Genomic DNA, 16012 nt, shown 5'->3' on the forward strand with positions numbered 1-16012 from the left:
ATTCATAGGTTCATATGGATCTATGACTTCTCCGCTTCGTATGCCTTGGCCGGGATCCTGTCGATCGCATAAACCCCCGGCAGCCGTACTTCCTTCCCCGCCCGGAGAGTTTTCCGGTGACGTCGGGGCGGTCACGCGGCAGGCAAGAGCAGGCAAAAGGACACTAGGGTGTCAGTGATGTGCCTAAAAATTGACAGTTTCCGCTTAAAAATTTAGCAATTAGCATATTTAGTCATTATATTGACGTTAATCGCCTGCGGCTGCTTTGGCCGTGCCCGCACTGCCAGGGATTCGACGTTGCCACCGGAAACCGCATCCATGCTTCCGACCTGCCGCCTCGGTCGGTATCGACCCTGCCGCGTAGGCTGGGCATGCGGTTCAGCAAGAAAGGAATCGCCGTGCTGCGTCTGCCGTTCTGCCGTAACACCCTTCGACCCATCGAGCGCCCGCTCGCCTGGCTTGCCGGCCTGGCGCTGGCGCTTTGTGCCGGCACTGCCGCAGGGGCTGCCGGCGGGCCGTCCAGCGTGGCGTTCTGGTACGCCGAGCGGCCGCCGCTGGCCGAGCTTTCCCAGTTCGACTGGGTGGTGCTCGAGGCGGCGCATCTCAAGCCAGCCGATGTCGGATATCTGAAGGAGCAGGGCAGCACGCCCTTCGCCTATCTGTCGGTCGGCGAGTTCGACGGCGACGCCGCCGCCATCGCCGACAGCGGCCTGGCCCGGGGCAAGAGCGCGGTCCGCAACGAAGCCTGGAACAGCCAGGTAATGGACCTCGCCGCGCCGAGCTGGCGGGCACACCTGCTCAAGCGCGCCGCGGAGCTGCGCAAGCAGGGCTACGCCGGCCTGTTCCTCGATACCCTGGATAGCTTCCAGCTACAGGCCGAGGAGCGCCGCGAGGGCCAGCGCCGGGCGCTGGCCAGTTTCCTCGCCCAGCTGCATCGCCAGGAGCCGGGCCTCAAGCTGTTTTTCAATCGCGGTTTCGAAGTGCTGCCGGAGTTGCCCGGCGTCGCGTCGGCGGTGGCCGTGGAGTCGATCCATGCCGGTTGGGACGCCGCTGCCGGGCAATACCGCGAGGTGCCCCAGGACGATCGCGATTGGCTGAAGGGCCACCTGGATGCCCTGCGCGCCCAGGGCATGCCCATCGTCGCCATCGACTACCTGCCTCCGGAGCGGCGCGACGAGGCGCGCAAGCTCGCTGTGCGCTTGCGTAGCGAAGGCTACGTGCCGTTCGTCAGCACCCCGGCGCTGGACTACCTGGGAGTGAGCGACGTCGAGGTGCAACCGCGGCGCATCGCGCTGCTCTACGATCCGCGCGAGGGCGACCTGACCCTGAGCCCCGGTCACGTCTACCTCGGTGGCCTGCTCGAATACCTCGGTTATCGGGTCGACTACCTGCCCACCGACCAGCCGCTGCCCGAACGTCCGCTGAGCGGTCTCTACGCCGGGGTGGTGACCTGGATGACCAGTGGACCGCCGCTGGCCAGCGACGCCTTCGACAACTGGATCGCTGCACGTCTCGACGAAAAGGTGCCGGTGGCGTTCCTCGCCGGCCTGCCCACCGAGAACGACGGCCTGTTGCAGCGCCTGGGTATTCGCCGGCTGTCGCAGAAACTCAAGGTCAAGCCGAGTACCGAGACCCACGACCAGGCGCTGCTTGGTTCCTTCGAGGCGCCGCTGGTGATCCGGATCCGTGACCTGCCAGCGCTCACCGTACTCGATCCGGCGCGGGTGATCCCGGCGCTCAAGCTCAAGGGCGACGGCAAGGCGTACGTGCCGGTGGCGACCGCCGACTGGGGTGGCTTCGCCCTGGCGCCCTATGTGCTGGAGGAGGGTAGCGAGCACCGGCGCTGGATCCTCGATCCGTTCGCCTTCCTGCGCAAGGCCTTGCGTCTTGCGCCGCTGCCGAGTCCCGACGCAACCACCGAGAATGGCCGGCGCATCGCCACCGTGCACATCGATGGCGATGGCTTCGTCTCCCGAGCCGAGGTGCCCGGCAGTCCCTATGCCGGCCAGCAGGTGCTGGAGGACTTCATCAAGCCCTATCCGTTCCTCACCTCGGTCTCGGTGATCGAAGGCGAGGTCGGACCGAAGGGCATGTATCCGCACCTGGCCAGGGAACTGGAGCCGATTGCCCGGCGCATCTTCGCCGACGACAAGGTGGAGGTCGCCAGCCATACCTTCAGCCATCCGTTCTTCTGGCAGCCGCAACTGGCCGAGCAGGGCGAGAACTTCGAGGCCCAGTATGGCTACAAGATGGCCATCCCGGGCTACGACAAGGTCGACTTCGTACGCGAGGTGATCGGCGCCCGCGACTACATCGAGCAGCGCCTGACCACCCCGCGGAAACCGGTCAAGATGATCTTCTGGTCCGGCGACGCGCTGCCCGACGCCGCCACCATCAAGCTCGCCTACGACGCCGGGCTGATGAACGTCAACGGCGGCAATACCGCGCTGACCCGGGCCTTTCCCTCGCTGACCGGACTCTACCCGCTGATCCGGCCCACCCGCGGCGGCGTGCAGTACTACGCACCGATCATCAACGAGAACGTCTACACCAATCTCTGGCAGGGGCCGTACTACGGCTTCCGCGGCGTCATCGATACCTTCGCCCTGACCGACAGCCCGCGCCGCCTGCGCGGCCTGCACCTGTACTACCACTTCTATTCGGGGACCAAGCAGGCCTCGATCCGCACCATGCACCAGATCTACGCGGCGATGCAGGCGGAGCAGCCGTTGTCGCTGTGGATGAGTGACTACATCCCGCGCCTGGAAGGCCTGCATCGCGCCAGCCTGGCCAAGCGTGCCGATGGCAGCTGGCAGTTGCGCGGCTTCGCCGCCTTGCGCACGGTGCGCCTGGACCCGGCGCTGGGTTGGCCGGACCTCGGTCGCTCCACGGGAGTCGCGGGCGTGCGCGACCTGCCCCAGGGGCGCTATGTACACCTGAGTGCGGCGAATGCGCGCCTGGTCCTGCGCGACAGCCGCGATCCGCGGCCGGCGCTGGAGGAGGCCAACCTGCCGCTGAAGCACTGGCGCTACCGCGACGATGGCCGCGTCGAGTTCGCCTTCGCCGGGCACCTGCCATTGCGCCTGGTGGTGCGCGCGGCGGGCGATTGCCGGCTGAGCGCGGCCGGCAAGGCCTTCCCGGGAAAGGCCGGCAACGGCCTTTGGACGTTCGAGTTGCCGATGGAGCAGGTGCGCGATGGCCAACTCGTCTGCCGCTGACAAGCATCCCAAGGCGCGCCTGCTGAATCCCTGGGCCCTGCTGCCGGTCGCTCTCGGGGTGGCACTGGTGCTGTGGCTGACCTTCAACAGCGAAGAGGTATTCATGCCCAGCGGCGATGGCGAGCCCGACGCGGTCTCGGTGAACTACGCCGAACTGCTGTTGCAGGCGCACCCGGAGAACGACGCGCTGCGCCTGACCCTGATCGATCTGCTGGTCAAGCTCGGCGACTTCGGGCAGGCGCGTCATCACCTGGCCCTTCTGCGCGGCAAGGACCGCCTGGCAACGCCGTTCTACGAGGTGGAGCTGGACATCCTTGGCGCCCTGGCCAGGCCCGAGGGTATGGATGAGGAGCAGACGCGCCGATTGCTGGAGCGCCTGCGCAAGATCGAGCACGCTTCGTTGAGCGACGCCATGCTCGAACGACTTGCCCGTCATGCCCTGGCCCTGGACGCGCCGGACCTGGCGGCGCGGACCTTTGCCGAGCTGGCCGGCCGCGACCCGCAGGGCCGGCAGCGCTGGCTGGACGAGGCGGCCCGCTGGTACCTGGCTTCCGGCGAGCCGCTGCCGGCGGCGGACATCCAGCGGCAACTGGCCGAAGCGCAAACCGAGCCGGCGAAGCGCCTGGCCTATCTGCGCCAGGCCTTCGCCAGCCTGCTCGCTGGCGAGCGCGGCGAACAGGCGGCGTTGTTGCTGGACCAGCGGCTGGACGCCTTGCCGGAGGATGAATCGACCCTGGCCTGGCTCGCCGAGGGCGTACGCGCCGCCGAAGGCAGCCAGCGCTACGACCTGGCCGAACGCTTCATCCGGCGCTGGCGCGAATTGCGCCCCGAGGACCATGAGGCGCTGACCGCCGACCTGCGTCTGAACATGGCCGCCGGGCGGGTCGAGCGGGCCTGGGAGGTCGGCCAGGAGCTGCTGGCCCTGCGCCCGGAGGACAGGACGCTGCTGGCCGATCTCGCGCGCCTTGGCGAATGGACCGGCAACGGCCCGCGGGCGCTGGGCCTGTGGAAGCAACTGCTGGCCGGCGCCGATGACCCGGCCCTGCGCGAGCATGCCTGGCGCCTGTCGCTGCAGATGTTCGATTTCGACAGCGCCATCGAGCTGCTGGCGCCCATCGGTGCGCAGCGACGGATGACCGACGAGGAACTCGATGCGCTGGTCTACAGCCATGAAACCCGCGGCACGCCGGAAGAGGGCGAGGCATGGCTGCGCGGCTACGTGCAGCGTTATCCGAAACAGCGCCTGGCCTGGCAGCGCTTGCAACAGATCCTCGAACACACCCAGCAGTTGCAGGAAGAGACCGGGGTCTGGGCGCGGATGGCCCGGCATTTCCCGCTGAGCGTCAAGGAACGCATGCAGTGGGCGGAAACCCACTGGAACCTGTTCGATCCGCGCCAGGCCTGGAAGGTCCTCGCCGGCGTGGATACCCGCGCGATCCGCGAGCCGGAGTTCTGGCGCCTGCGCGCGGCGCTAGCCTGGGCCCTGGAGCAGGACGACGATGCCCGCGCCGCCTACGAGCGCATGCTGGCCCTGGACATCCGCCTGAACAGCAGCGACGAGGACCAGTTGGTCGCCCTGTACCGGGACAGCAATCCGAAGCAGGCCTTGCAGGTGCTTATCGGCAGTTGGCAGCGCAGCCGCGATCCGCGGCGCCTGGCCAGCGCCCTGCAACTGGCGGAGAGCCTCCACGACTGGCCGGCCCTGAAGAGCCTGCTGGCCGAGGCCGAAGGCCTGCCGGAAGCGCAGGGCAGCCCCTATTACTGGGTGGCCAGGGCGCGGCTGGCGGAACAGGAAGGCCATGGCGACGTCGCCGAGCGCCTGTACCGGGAAGCCCTGGTGCGTTTTCCCGGCGAGAACCTGGTGCGCGAACGCCTGCTCTGGTTCTACATCGACCGTGGCCGTCGCGACAGCCTGGCACCCCTGTTGGCGCAATGGCATGGCCTGGCGCTACGGGACAGCACGCTGTGGCTGCCGTTCGCCAGCGCCAGCCTGCTGCTCGAGCGTAACGACCAGGCGCTGGCCTGGTTCCGCCTGTACCTCAAGTCCAATCCCAACGACTGGCTGGTGCAGGCCGCCTATGCCGACGCACTGGATGCCAGCGGCTACCAGGACAAGGCCCTGCGCCTGCGCCGGCAACTGCTCCGGCGGCTCGAGCGCGAGGCGGTCAGGGCCACCCCGGACAGCTTCGCCGCCTACCTGCGCCTGCTCGCCGTGGCCCAGGGGCCGCTGCTCGCCCAGGGCGAGGCGCGGCGGGCCTGGAATGGCGAGCCGGCGATGCTGCAGCTGTGGTTCGAGCAGTTCCTCGACCAACTCGCCGCCACCAACCAGGAGCCGCTGAAGGATGACTGGCTGGCCTGGGCGCGCGGCCAGGGTCTGAAGATCGGGCGCAACGAAGAGATCCAGGCCGCCCTGCGCAGCCAGAATCGCGCCGCCCTGCAACGCCTGCTGGAGCGCGGCGAGCTGGACCCGGCGCAGCGGGTCGAGGCGCTGGTGCGTCTCGGCCATGGCGGCGAAGCGCTGGGCGAGGCCCTGGGCGCACTGGGTGACGGCCACTCGCGCGACAACCGCGAGCAACTGCGGCGGCAGGCGGCGGAAATCCTCGAACGCACGCCCCAGGGCCTGCAACTGGGTTGGAACAAGCGCGACTTCGGCGGTCTCGACTTCAAGGGACCGACGCTGCGCGCGGCACGCCATCTTGGCGACGACTGGTACGCCGACCTGGCACTGGGCAGCGGTCGCTATCGCGGCGACGCCCTGGATAGTTCGCTCCTCGGTAGCGAACGCAACGCCAGGCTGACGTTGCGGCGCGAACTGGCCGATGGCTTCGCCGCGGCGACGTTCGATGGTAGCTGGCGCGACGACGAGGACCGCCACGGCCTGGGGCTGCTGCGCAATTGGCGGCTGAGCTCGCGCGACGAACTGGAAGCGGGCCTCGACTGGCACCGCGAGACCGACGAGACCGGCCTGATGCGTGCCCTCGGCATGCGCGACAGCCTGCGGCTCGGCGGCCGCCACACCCTCAGCGGGCGCGACCAGCTGAGCTGGTCGCTGGCGCACAACCGCTTCTCCACCCGCCAGGGCGACGACCTCGGCAACGGCGAGGCGCTGTCCCTGGAGTGGGCCCACACACTGTTCTTCGACGGCCCGGCCTGGCAACTGCGCGGCGGCATCGACTACCAGCGCAATCGCCTGGAGAACCGCGTGCCGGACGACCTGCTGGCGGCCCATGGCGGTGCGCTGGCGCTCGATGGCGCGCGCAGCCAGGACCTGCTGCAGGACCGCTATGGCCAGGTCTACCTCGGCAGCACCTGGCGCCGTGGCTTCCCTGGCGCGCTGAACCGCAGCCGTCCGCAATACACCTGGATCGTCGACACCCTGGCCGGCTGGCAGTGGACAGAGAAGGAGTTCAACTACGGCATCGATCTCGGCATCGGCATGGAACTGCTGGGCGACGACGAACTGGCGTTCACCTTCGGCTACCAGTCGGCTCCCCAGGGCGGGGGCGGCGATGCCGGCGGCACGCTCGGGGTGACCTACAGCACGCGCTTCGGCCGCTGAACGCGGCCCGGATACGGAATTCAACAGGAGGAACACAACATGCAATCCATCCGCTGCCTGGCTCTCGCGGCCGTCGCCCTGTTCATGGCGGGCTGCTCCAGCTTCACCAGCGAAAGCGCTACACCGCTGGCGCGTGGCGCGCAGTGGGGCCTGGTGCCGCTGCTCAATTATTCCCAGGCGCCGCAGGCCGGCGAGCGTGCCGAGCAGATCCTGCTCAGCGTGCTGGCCGAGGAGGGCGTGCGGCCGCGCCTGTACCCGGCGCAGCCGCAAGGCGACCTGCAACTGGTCGACGACCGCGAGCGCCAGCAGCGCGCGCTGGTCTGGGCACGCCAGCAGAAGCTGGCCTACGTGGTCACCGGCAGCGTCGAGGAGTGGCAGTACAAGAACGGCCTGGACGGCGAGCCGGCGGTGGGCGTCAGCCTGCAGGTGCTGGAGCCGGCCTCCGGGCGGGTGCTCTGGAGCACCAGCGGGGCGCGCGCCGGCTGGTCCCGGGAAAGCCTGGCGGGCGCCGCGCAGAAAGTCCTGCGCGAGCTGGTCGGCGACCTGCGGCTCGAGTGACGGCGATGTCCGCGCACAAGGATTTCGCCCTCGCACCGCGCGCCAGCGGCAGTGTCTCCTGGGTCGAGACGCTGGTCATCAGCGCGCTCGCGCTGGGCCTGGGCTGGTGGTTCAGCCCGGACGACCCGCTGCAGGTCAACGCCACCTTTCCCTGGGTGATCCTCGCGCCCCTGTTGCTGGGCATGCGCTACGGCTTCGTCCGCGGGTTGGCCAGCGCGGCGCTGCTGGTGGCGGCGCTGTTCGCGTTCCGCGTCCAGGGCGTCGAGGCCTATGCCCAGGTACCGGCGGCCTTCATCGTCGGCGTGCTGCTCTGCGCCATGTTGGTGGGCGAGTTCCGCGACATCTGGGAACGCCGCCTGGAGCGCCTGGAGCTGGCGAACGAGTACCGCCAGTTGCGCCTCGACGAATTCACCCGCGCCCATCACATCCTGCGCATCTCCCACGATCGCCTGGAACAGCGGGTCGCCGGCAACGACCAGAGCCTGCGCAGTTCGCTGCTCGGTCTGCGACAACTGCTGCGCGAGCTGCCGGGCGAGGAGGCACCGCTCGATGCGCTGGCGGAAACCGTGTTGGCGCTGCTGGCCCAGTACGGTTCGCTGCGCATCGCCGGACTCTACCGGGTGCGCCACGACCGGACCCCGGAGCCGCAACCCTTGGCGACGCTCGGCGAGATGCAGGCGCTGGACGGCGACGATCTGCTGGTGCGCACCTGCCTGGAGCGCGGCGAACTGGTCAGCGTGCGCCAGGAACTGCTGGAGCGCGGCGAGCAGCGTGCGCACAGCGCGCTGCAGGTGTGCGTGCCGCTGGTCGACACCGATGGGCGGATCCTTGCCCTGCTGGCGGTGGAGCAGATGCCGTTCTTCGTCTTCAACGAACGTACCTTCAGCCTGCTGGCGATCCTCGCCGGGCACGTCGCCGACTTGCTGCAGAGCGACCGTCGCGCACTGCAACTGGCCGACATCGACGCCCAGCGCTTCTCCCAGTACCTCAAGCGCTCCCTGCTGGACGCCCGCGACCATGGGTTGCCGGCCTGCCTGTATGCCTTCGAGCTGACCGATGCGCGCTACGGCGAAGAGGTCCAGCGTCTGCTGGAAGGCAGCCAGCGTGGCCTCGACGTGCAGTTGCGACTGCGCAACGACGAGGGCCGGCGGGTCCTGCTGGTGTTGTTGCCGCTGACTTCCGCCGAAGGCTCCCAGGGGTATCTGCAGCGCCTGAGGATTCTCTTCGCCGAACGCTTCGGCCAGGCCAGCGAGCTGGAGTCGCTGGGCGTGCGCATCCGCCAGTACGAACTGGACGCCGGCAACGATCGGCAGGCGCTGGGACATTTCCTTTTCAACGAGTGCGGCCTGAATGATCAGCAAGTGGCTGTTTAGCGGCGCCTTCCTGTTCGAGCTGAGCAGTTGGGCGAGCGTCTTCGCCGACCTGCCGTTCGGCCAGGCGCTGGCGCTCTACCTGTTCGCCCACGGCCTGGGCAGCGCGCTGCTGTGCGTCGGCGTATGGCTGCTGTTGCCACGGCGCTACAAGTTTCCGCTGCCGTGGAGCCCGTTGTTCCTCTTCAGCCTGGCCTTCTTCGTGCCGTTGATCGGAGCGGTCGGCGTCGCTGCGGCGGTGTTCCCGGCGCTATACCTGCCGCGCCAGCGTGGCGAGCAGGCCTGGCAGGCGATGGGCGTCCCCGAGTTGCCGTTCCGGCCGAAGGAAAAGCGCCTCGACATGATGTTCAGCGACGGCGGCCTGCAGGATGTCCTGCGCCATGCGCCGGACCCGAACCAGCGACTCACGGCGATCTTCGCCACCCGGCGGATGCCCGGCAAGGAGGCGATCCCGATCCTCAAGCTGGCCCTGTGCGACCCCGCCGACGACGTCCGCCTGCTGGCCTACTCGATGCTCGACCAGAAGGAAAGCCGGATCAACCAGCGCATCGAAGCCGCCCTCGGCCGCCTCGCCGGCGCCACGCCGACGCAACGCGGCGCGCTGCACGGGACCCTGGCGCGCTGGTACTGGGAACTGGCCTACCTGGGGTTGGCCCAGGGCAGCGTACTGGAGCACATCCTCGAGCAGGCGCGCGAGCATACCGACCAGGCGCTGCGCGGCACACCCTCGGCCGACCTGCACCTGCTGGCCGGGCGCATCGCCCTCGAACAAGGCCGCCTGGAGGATGCCGGGCGCGCCCTCCAGGCCGCCGAGGAGGCGGGAATCGACAGCGCCCAGCTGGCGCCGTTCCGCGCCGAGGTGGCGTTCTTCCAGCGGCGTTACCGGGACATCCCCCGGCTTCTCGCCGGAATGCCCGACGACATGCTGCAACGGCCGCCCTTCGCGGCCCTGGCGAGATACTGGACATGACCGAACACACCGCTCCGACGGCGCCCGTCGCCGATGTCTGCCTGCTGCTGGAGGGCACCTGGCCCTATGTCCGCGGCGGCGTCTCCAGCTGGGTCAACCAATTGATCCTCGGTCTCCCCGACCTGACCTTCTCGGTGTTCTTCATCGGCGGCCAGAAGGATGCCTACGGCAAGCGCCACTACCCGATCCCGGACAATGTGCTGCACATCGAGGAACACTTCCTGGAAACCGCCTGGAGTTCGCCGAACCCGCAGACGCGACAGGGCAGTGGCGAGACCGAAAAGGCGTTGCGCGACCTGCACCGTTTCTTCCACTACCCGGAGACGCCGGACGTGGAGGAGGGCGACGCGCTGCTCGACCTGCTCGCCGAGGGCCGCATCGGCCGCGAGGACTTTCTCCACAGCAAGGCCAGCTGGGAGGCGATCACCGCAGGCTACGAGCGCTATTGCACCGATCCGTCCTTCGTCAATTACTTCTGGACCCTGCGCTCGATGCAGGCGCCGGTGTTCATGCTCGCCGAGGCGGCCCGGCGGATGCCGCGGGCGCGCATGCTGCACTCGATCTCTACCGGCTACGCCGGCCTGCTGGGCTGCATCCTGCAACGTCGCTGGGGCTGCCGCTACCTGCTGAGCGAGCACGGCATCTACACCAAGGAGCGCAAGATCGACCTGGCCCAGGCCAACTGGATCGCGGAGAACCCCGACGAGCAACTGAGTACCGGACTGGATGCCGAGGTCAGCTACATCCGTCGCTTGTGGATCCGCTTCTTCGAGCGTGTCGGCCTGCTCACCTATCGCGCCGCCGATCCGATCGTCGCCCTCTACGAAGGCAACCGCCAGCGCCAGGTGCTCGATGGCGCCGAGCCACGGCGCACCCGGGTGATTCCCAACGGCATCGACCTCGATGCCTGGGCCGGTGCCCTCGAACGGCGGCCGCCGGGGATTCCGCCGGTGGTCGGGCTGGTCGGCCGGGTAGTGCCGATCAAGGACGTGAAGACCTTCATCCGCGCCATGCGCGGGGTGGTCAGCGCGATGCCGGAGGCGGAGGGCTGGATCGTCGGTCCGGAGGAGGAAGACCCGGACTATGCCAGCGAATGCCGCAGCCTGGTGGCCAGTCTCGGCCTGCAGGACAAGGTGAAGTTCCTGGGTTTTCGTCGGATCGGCGAGGTCCTGCCGCAACTCGGCCTGATGGTCCTCACCTCGATCAGCGAAGCGCAGCCGCTGGTGATCCTCGAGGCCTGGGCAGCCGGCGCGCCGGTGGTGAGCAGCGACGTCGGTTCCTGCCGCGAACTGATCGAAGGCGCCGGCGCCGAAGATCGCGTCCTGGGCCGCGCCGGGGAGGTGGTGGCGATCGCCGACCCGCAGGCCACTTCGCGGGCGATCCTCGCCCTGCTGCGCAATCCGCAGCGCTGGCAGGCGGCCCAGGCGGTCGGCCTGCAACGGGTCGAACGCTACTACACCGAGGCGCTGATGCTCGGACGTTACCGCGGGCTGTACCGCGAAGCCACGGAGATTGCATGACATGGCCGGCATCGGCTTCGAACTGCGGAAGATCCTTTCCCGCGATTCCTATACGGCGACCCTGCGCGCCTACCTCTACGCCGGGCTGATCAGCTCCGGTCCCTGGGTGCTGTCGATCGTCAGCGTGATGCTGATCGGCGTGCTGAGCCTCGGCGTGGTGGTGCCGGACGTGCTGGTCCGGCAGTTCCTGATCACGGTGACCTACCTGATGGCGCTGTCGCTGATCTTCACCGGGGGCCTGCAACTGTTCTTCACCCGCTTCATTTCCGATCGCCTGTTCGAGCGCAAGCACGAGGCGATCCTGCCCAACCTGGTGGGCGTGCTGTTGCTGGTGACACTGGCGGCGGGCCTGCTCTCGGCGATATTGCTGGCGACCCTGTTCGATGAGCCGTTCGCCTACCGCCTGCTGGTGATGGCCAACTTCGTGGTGCTCTGCAACCTGTGGCTGGTGATCATCTTCCTGTCGGGAATGAAGGCCTACAAGCGCATCCTGCTGGTGATGCTGATCGGCTACGCGCTGATGGTCGCCTGTGCCTACCTGCTGCGCTTCATGCAGATGGACGGCCTGCTGCTGGCGTTGCTGATCGGCCACGCCAGCCTGCTGTTCGTCTTCCTCTACGACATCCTCCGCGAGTACCCGGCCAGGCGCATGGTGGCCTTCGACTTCCTCGACCGCCGGCAGGTCTTCGTCAGTCTGCTGCTGACCGGCCTCTGCTACAACCTGGGAATCTGGATCGACAAGTTCATCTTCTGGTTCAACCCATCCACCTCGGACCTGGTGATCGGCCCGCTGCGCGCCTCGATCCTCTACGACCTGCCGATCTTCCTCGCCTACCTGTCGATCATTCCCGGCATGGCGGTGTTCCTGGTGCGCATCGAGGCCGACTTCGCCGAATGGTACGAGCGGGTCTACGAGGCGATCCGCGGTGGCGAAACCCTGCAGCACATCGGCCTGCTCAAGGAGCAGATGATCCTCGCCATCCGCCAGGGCCTGCTGGAAATCTGCAAGGTGCAGGGGCTGGCGGTGGTCCTGCTGTTCCTGCTGGCGCCACAACTGCTCGGCTGGCTGGGAATTTCCCGCTACTACCTGCCGCTGTTCTACATCGACCTGATCGGGGTGAGCATCCAGGTAGTGTTCATGGCCTTGCTCAACGTCTTCTTCTACCTGGACAAGCGCCGCATCGTCCTCGAACTCTGCGTGCTGTTCGTGATCGTCAACGGCGCCCTGACCTTCGTCAGCCTGCTGCTCGGGCCGAGCTTCTTCGGCTACGGCTTCACCCTGTCGCTGCTGGTCTGCGTGCTGGTCGGGCTGTACCGCCTGACCACCGCGCTGGACGACCTGGAGTACGAGACCTTCATGCTCAATCGCTGAAGGGTTTCGCCGGCGGCAGGGTCTTTCAGAAAGGGCCGATTCACCCGGTTGAATCGGCCCCTTTTTTTGCTTCCTCGATGCGTTTTTGCAGCTTCTGCATATCCACCAGGCGTTGCGTGCCGAAGGTTCGCATCGGCAGGTCGCCGCTCTCTATCCAGGCATAGAGCAGGTCCGGCCGCTCGCTGAGGCCGGTCAGGAAGGCGAAACGCATCAGGGTTATATAGCGGGGGCACTCGGCGAAACCCTCTTGGGGGAGTTCTTCCACTTTCATCAGGCGTCCTGCACCATGGTCCGATGTTGGAGGGGCACCCTCGGTCTAGAGGGCTTGGATTCATATTGATCTACTAACAGTTAGTGAATCAATATGAGTAGGGAACCATCAGACGCGGACTACACATGGTAAAGAATCGACGTTTGTTCACTGCTGGCAAGCGCTTGCGCGCCCTGCGCGAGCTGATGGGCTTGAGCCGTCCGCAGTTCGCCGAGTTGGTGGGGATGACGGCCAAGCGCCTGGAGAACATCGAGAACGAGCTGCAGCGCATGCATGACGAGGACTTCGAGAAGGTCTGCGGAACCTTCCCGGAGTTCAGCGACTGGATCGCCTATGAAGGCAGCATCGAGCCGCAGTCGATCGCCTGGAAGGTCGCCGATTCGGCGCAGGCGGCCGCGGTCTACCTGGTGGAGCGCAACCCGGTGCTGCTTGAGCAGCACGGCATCGACATGCAGGCCTGGCGCGAACGCCACCGCGAGATACGCGAGGCGCTGCTGGCGGCGGAACAGGCGCCGGAGGCGGAGCCGGCGCCCCTGGAAGAGCCGCCGGAACCCAGGCGCCAGCGGAAGAGGAAAACGCCCGCGAGCGGCAAGGGCGACTGAGGCGCATCGCGCCAGAAACGAAGGGAAGTATCTGTACATGGTCTATGTAGTGAGGAAGCGCTGCCTGTTTCGCGCCGGCGAGCGCCTGTTCGGGTTGCGCGGGCTGACGGGCTTGAACCGACCGCAGTTTTCCGAGGTGGTCGGCATGGACCCCAAGCGCCTGGAGAACATCGAGAGTGGCCGGCAGCGCATGCACGACGAGGATTTCGAGAAGGTCTGCGGGACCTTCCCGGAGTTCAGCGACTGGATCGCCTATGAAGGCAGCATCGAACCGCAGTCGATCGCCTGGAAGATCGCCGAGGCCGCCCAGGAAGCGGCGGTCTATCTGGTGGAGCGCAACCCCGAGCTGCTCGAGCTCCACGGTCTCGACGTGCCGGCCTGGCGCGAGAAGCATCGGGAAATCCTCAAGAAGGTGCGCAAGCGGGAGCTGTCGCCACCACCTGAAAAACCGCTGAAACCCAGGCGCAAGCGCAAGCCGAGAAGCAACCTGCCCATACCCACCGACGGTACCTGAGACCGGCCCCCTCTCCCCAGCCCTCTCCCGCAAGCGGGAGAGGGAACGGGGCTCCCGAAGCCCCGCGTTATCCGCCGTCAGCCCCAGGTGGGCCTCAGAACACCACTCCTACCGGATAGACGAAGGCGTTCACGTCGTAGAACGGCGTGCGCTGGTAGAACCATTGCAGGCGCGCCTGCGGATCGGCGGCGAAGGCCTTGTCCTCGCGCAGGCGTTTGTCGAAGGCGGCCTTCAGCGCCGGGTCTTCCGCCAGCATCTTGCGCGCCATCGGCTCCATCACGTATTCCTCCGGCTCCTCGGCGGCCACCAGGGTGGAATTGAAGAAGCCCCAGGACCAGAAGGAATCCGGACTCTGCGGTTGCAGCAGGTCGATGGCCAGGACGCCCAGCGGCTGGGCGGTGTCGATCGACAGCGAGCCGGCCGGGAAGGTCTGCAGGCGCTGGAACGGCTTCGGCGTGCCGCTGACCAGCAGGCGACCTTCGTAGCCCGGAATCCGGTTGCCTTGCACGCGATCCGGTTCGAAGCCATCGGCGAGCTTGATGTCGTCCATGCGGTACAGGGTCACGGCGATTTCGGTCGGACGCTCCAGGGTGGTATAGCGGATGCCGTGGGCCTTGATCCGGGCGATCACCTCGTGCCACTGCGCCGGGACGATGAAACGCTGGGGACGCGGCACCACCAGGTCGGGTACGCCGTTGTCGGTCACCGGTAGTTTCAGCGTCTTCGGCCGGTTGCTCCAGACGATTGTACGGGCCCCGGTGACCGGCGATTGCTCGTAGCGGTAGTCGCCCACCACGAACGGCGTCTCGGCGGCCTCGCCCGGCTTCCAGGTGAGGATCACCTCCTTCTGCCGCAGCAGGCGCTCGCGGTCCCTGGCGATGGCCTGGCGCAGGCTGGCGGCCTGCTCGCCGATCACCTCGAACATCGCCTTGAGCATCACGTAGTTGCCCAGCACCTGGGTCTTGTACGGATGCAGGGCGTGTTGCTCGATGAGGATCGACGGCACGTTGCGGATGTCGCCGTACTGGTTGGAGAAGCGCGCCAGATCGGTGCGGTAGGGGTAGTAGCCCTGGGTCGGATCCTGGTTGTCGTTCAGGCTGATGCATTCATGGACCATGTGCCCGAGGCTTTCCAGCGCCTGGTACACCGGCTTGCGCATGACCTGGTCCATCCAGGCGCTGCTCGCCGGTGACCAGCCGTTGCCATTGTGGCAGTAGGAGCTGTCGTAGGGATACATGGCGCCGTCGGTGGAGTGGGTGTCGGCGAAGAAGCTCAGTTCGTAGTGGTTGAACACCCAGGCGACGTTGCGGATCTCCGCGCTGTCGAGCTTGGTGAAGTCGCGGTTGAGGTTGAGATTGCGGCCGTTCACCCGCCAGCCGGTTTCCCGCGGGCCGTTCTGGTTGATCCGCCCGTAGGCGCTGCGGCGCAGGTCGCCGTCGACGTTGACCACCGGAATGAACAGCAGGTTGATCTTCTCCAGCAGCCCGGCGAGCGGACGATCGGCAGCGCTCATGTCGCGCAGCAGCATGAACATGGCGTCCTTGCCGTTGGCCTCGCCGGGATGGATCTCGGCTTCCACCAGCAAGGTCGGCTTGGCGGAGCGCTTCAGGCCGGCGGCGGACTTGTCGGCCTCGGTGGAGGCGGTCACCAGCAGCATCGGATGGCCCTCGGCGCTGCGCTCGGGCAACTCGCGCAGGGCGATGCGGCCGGAGGAGGCGGCCACCAGTTTCTCCAGGTAGGCGCGGGTCTCGCGGTAGTCGCTGGTGCGCTGGAAGTCGCTGCTCTCGGCCTGGGTGATCAAAGGGTCGCCGGGCTTGGCGAGGTAGCGCAGGCTGCCCAGCCTCTGCTCGAACATCGGCGGCAGGATGCGCTGGCGGGCCGCGGCCGGGTAGGCGCTGTCATCGATATAGGCGGGCGCGTGGGGCAGCTCCGCGTGAGCGGGCAGGACGCTCGCCAGCAGGACGCCGGCGAGTAGCGAACGGGGTTGGCAAGGGAACACGATGAACCTCCATGTGGATGGGAACGGCCGCGGCGTGGGCGAGCTTGCGCGACGCGAGC

The 16012-nt window shown here is 67.4% G+C and carries 11 protein-coding genes; 9 read left to right on the forward strand and 2 right to left on the reverse strand.

All coding sequences use genetic code 11. The annotated features are described in order from the left end of the window. Window positions 1–371: 371 nt before the first annotated feature. From LE197_RS03305 to pelG, 7 genes are read left to right on the forward strand one after another with little or no spacing between them, the layout of a single operon-like run. Window positions 372–3218: a bifunctional glycoside hydrolase 114/ polysaccharide deacetylase family protein gene (locus LE197_RS03305; protein WP_033968961.1), complete on the forward strand. Its 2847-nt coding sequence runs from the start codon at window positions 372–374 to the stop codon at window positions 3216–3218. After that, the gene (locus LE197_RS03310; RefSeq protein ID WP_059309681.1) at window positions 3196–6777 is read left to right on the forward strand and encodes a tetratricopeptide repeat protein; all 3582 of its coding nucleotides are present in this window, start codon (window positions 3196–3198) and stop codon (window positions 6775–6777) included. Before LE197_RS03305 ends, LE197_RS03310 begins: the two co-directional genes overlap by 23 nt. 39 nt (window positions 6778–6816) lie before the next feature. Then, entirely contained in the window at window positions 6817–7335 is a 519-nt protein-coding gene (locus LE197_RS03315) for a hypothetical protein (RefSeq protein ID WP_033975916.1), read from the forward strand. 5 nt (window positions 7336–7340) lie between these two features. Beyond that, the gene (locus tag LE197_RS03320) at window positions 7341–8708 is read left to right on the forward strand and encodes a PelD GGDEF domain-containing protein (RefSeq protein WP_033968957.1); all 1368 of its coding nucleotides are present in this window, start codon (window positions 7341–7343) and stop codon (window positions 8706–8708) included. Further along, window positions 8686–9675: a tetratricopeptide repeat protein gene (locus tag LE197_RS03325; RefSeq protein WP_059309680.1), complete on the forward strand. Its 990-nt coding sequence runs from the start codon at window positions 8686–8688 to the stop codon at window positions 9673–9675. Before LE197_RS03320 ends, LE197_RS03325 begins: the two co-directional genes overlap by 23 nt. Next, entirely contained in the window at window positions 9672–11195 is a 1524-nt protein-coding gene (gene pelF, locus LE197_RS03330; protein WP_124138262.1) for a GT4 family glycosyltransferase PelF, read from the forward strand. Before LE197_RS03325 ends, pelF begins: the two co-directional genes overlap by 4 nt. A gap of 1 nt (window position 11196) precedes the next feature. Beyond that, on the forward strand, window positions 11197–12567 hold the full coding sequence (gene pelG, locus LE197_RS03335; protein WP_059309678.1) for an exopolysaccharide Pel transporter PelG: 1371 nt from the start codon (window positions 11197–11199) through the stop codon (window positions 12565–12567). 40 nt (window positions 12568–12607) lie between these two features. Here pelG and LE197_RS03340 read toward each other — a convergent pair whose 3' ends face one another. Further along, entirely contained in the window at window positions 12608–12838 is a 231-nt protein-coding gene (locus LE197_RS03340) for a hypothetical protein (protein WP_042169023.1), read from the reverse strand. A 125-nt stretch (window positions 12839–12963) separates the two neighbouring features. On the opposite strand from LE197_RS03340, the gene LE197_RS03345 reads away from it, so the two are divergent. Both LE197_RS03345 and LE197_RS03350 read left to right on the forward strand, forming a co-directional pair. Next, the gene (locus LE197_RS03345; protein WP_003143634.1) at window positions 12964–13440 is read left to right on the forward strand and encodes a helix-turn-helix domain-containing protein; all 477 of its coding nucleotides are present in this window, start codon (window positions 12964–12966) and stop codon (window positions 13438–13440) included. A gap of 37 nt (window positions 13441–13477) precedes the next feature. Then, window positions 13478–13954: a helix-turn-helix domain-containing protein gene (locus tag LE197_RS03350; protein WP_058179048.1), complete on the forward strand. Its 477-nt coding sequence runs from the start codon at window positions 13478–13480 to the stop codon at window positions 13952–13954. A gap of 94 nt (window positions 13955–14048) precedes the next feature. Here LE197_RS03350 and LE197_RS03355 read toward each other — a convergent pair whose 3' ends face one another. Then, window positions 14049–15953: a M14 family metallopeptidase gene (locus LE197_RS03355; RefSeq protein WP_033975919.1), complete on the reverse strand. Its 1905-nt coding sequence runs from the start codon at window positions 15951–15953 to the stop codon at window positions 14049–14051. Window positions 15954–16012 lie beyond the last annotated feature (59 nt).

The organism is Pseudomonas sp. PS1(2021) (assembly GCF_020405165.1).
Taxonomy (GTDB): Bacteria; Pseudomonadota; Gammaproteobacteria; order Pseudomonadales; family Pseudomonadaceae; genus Pseudomonas; species Pseudomonas aeruginosa.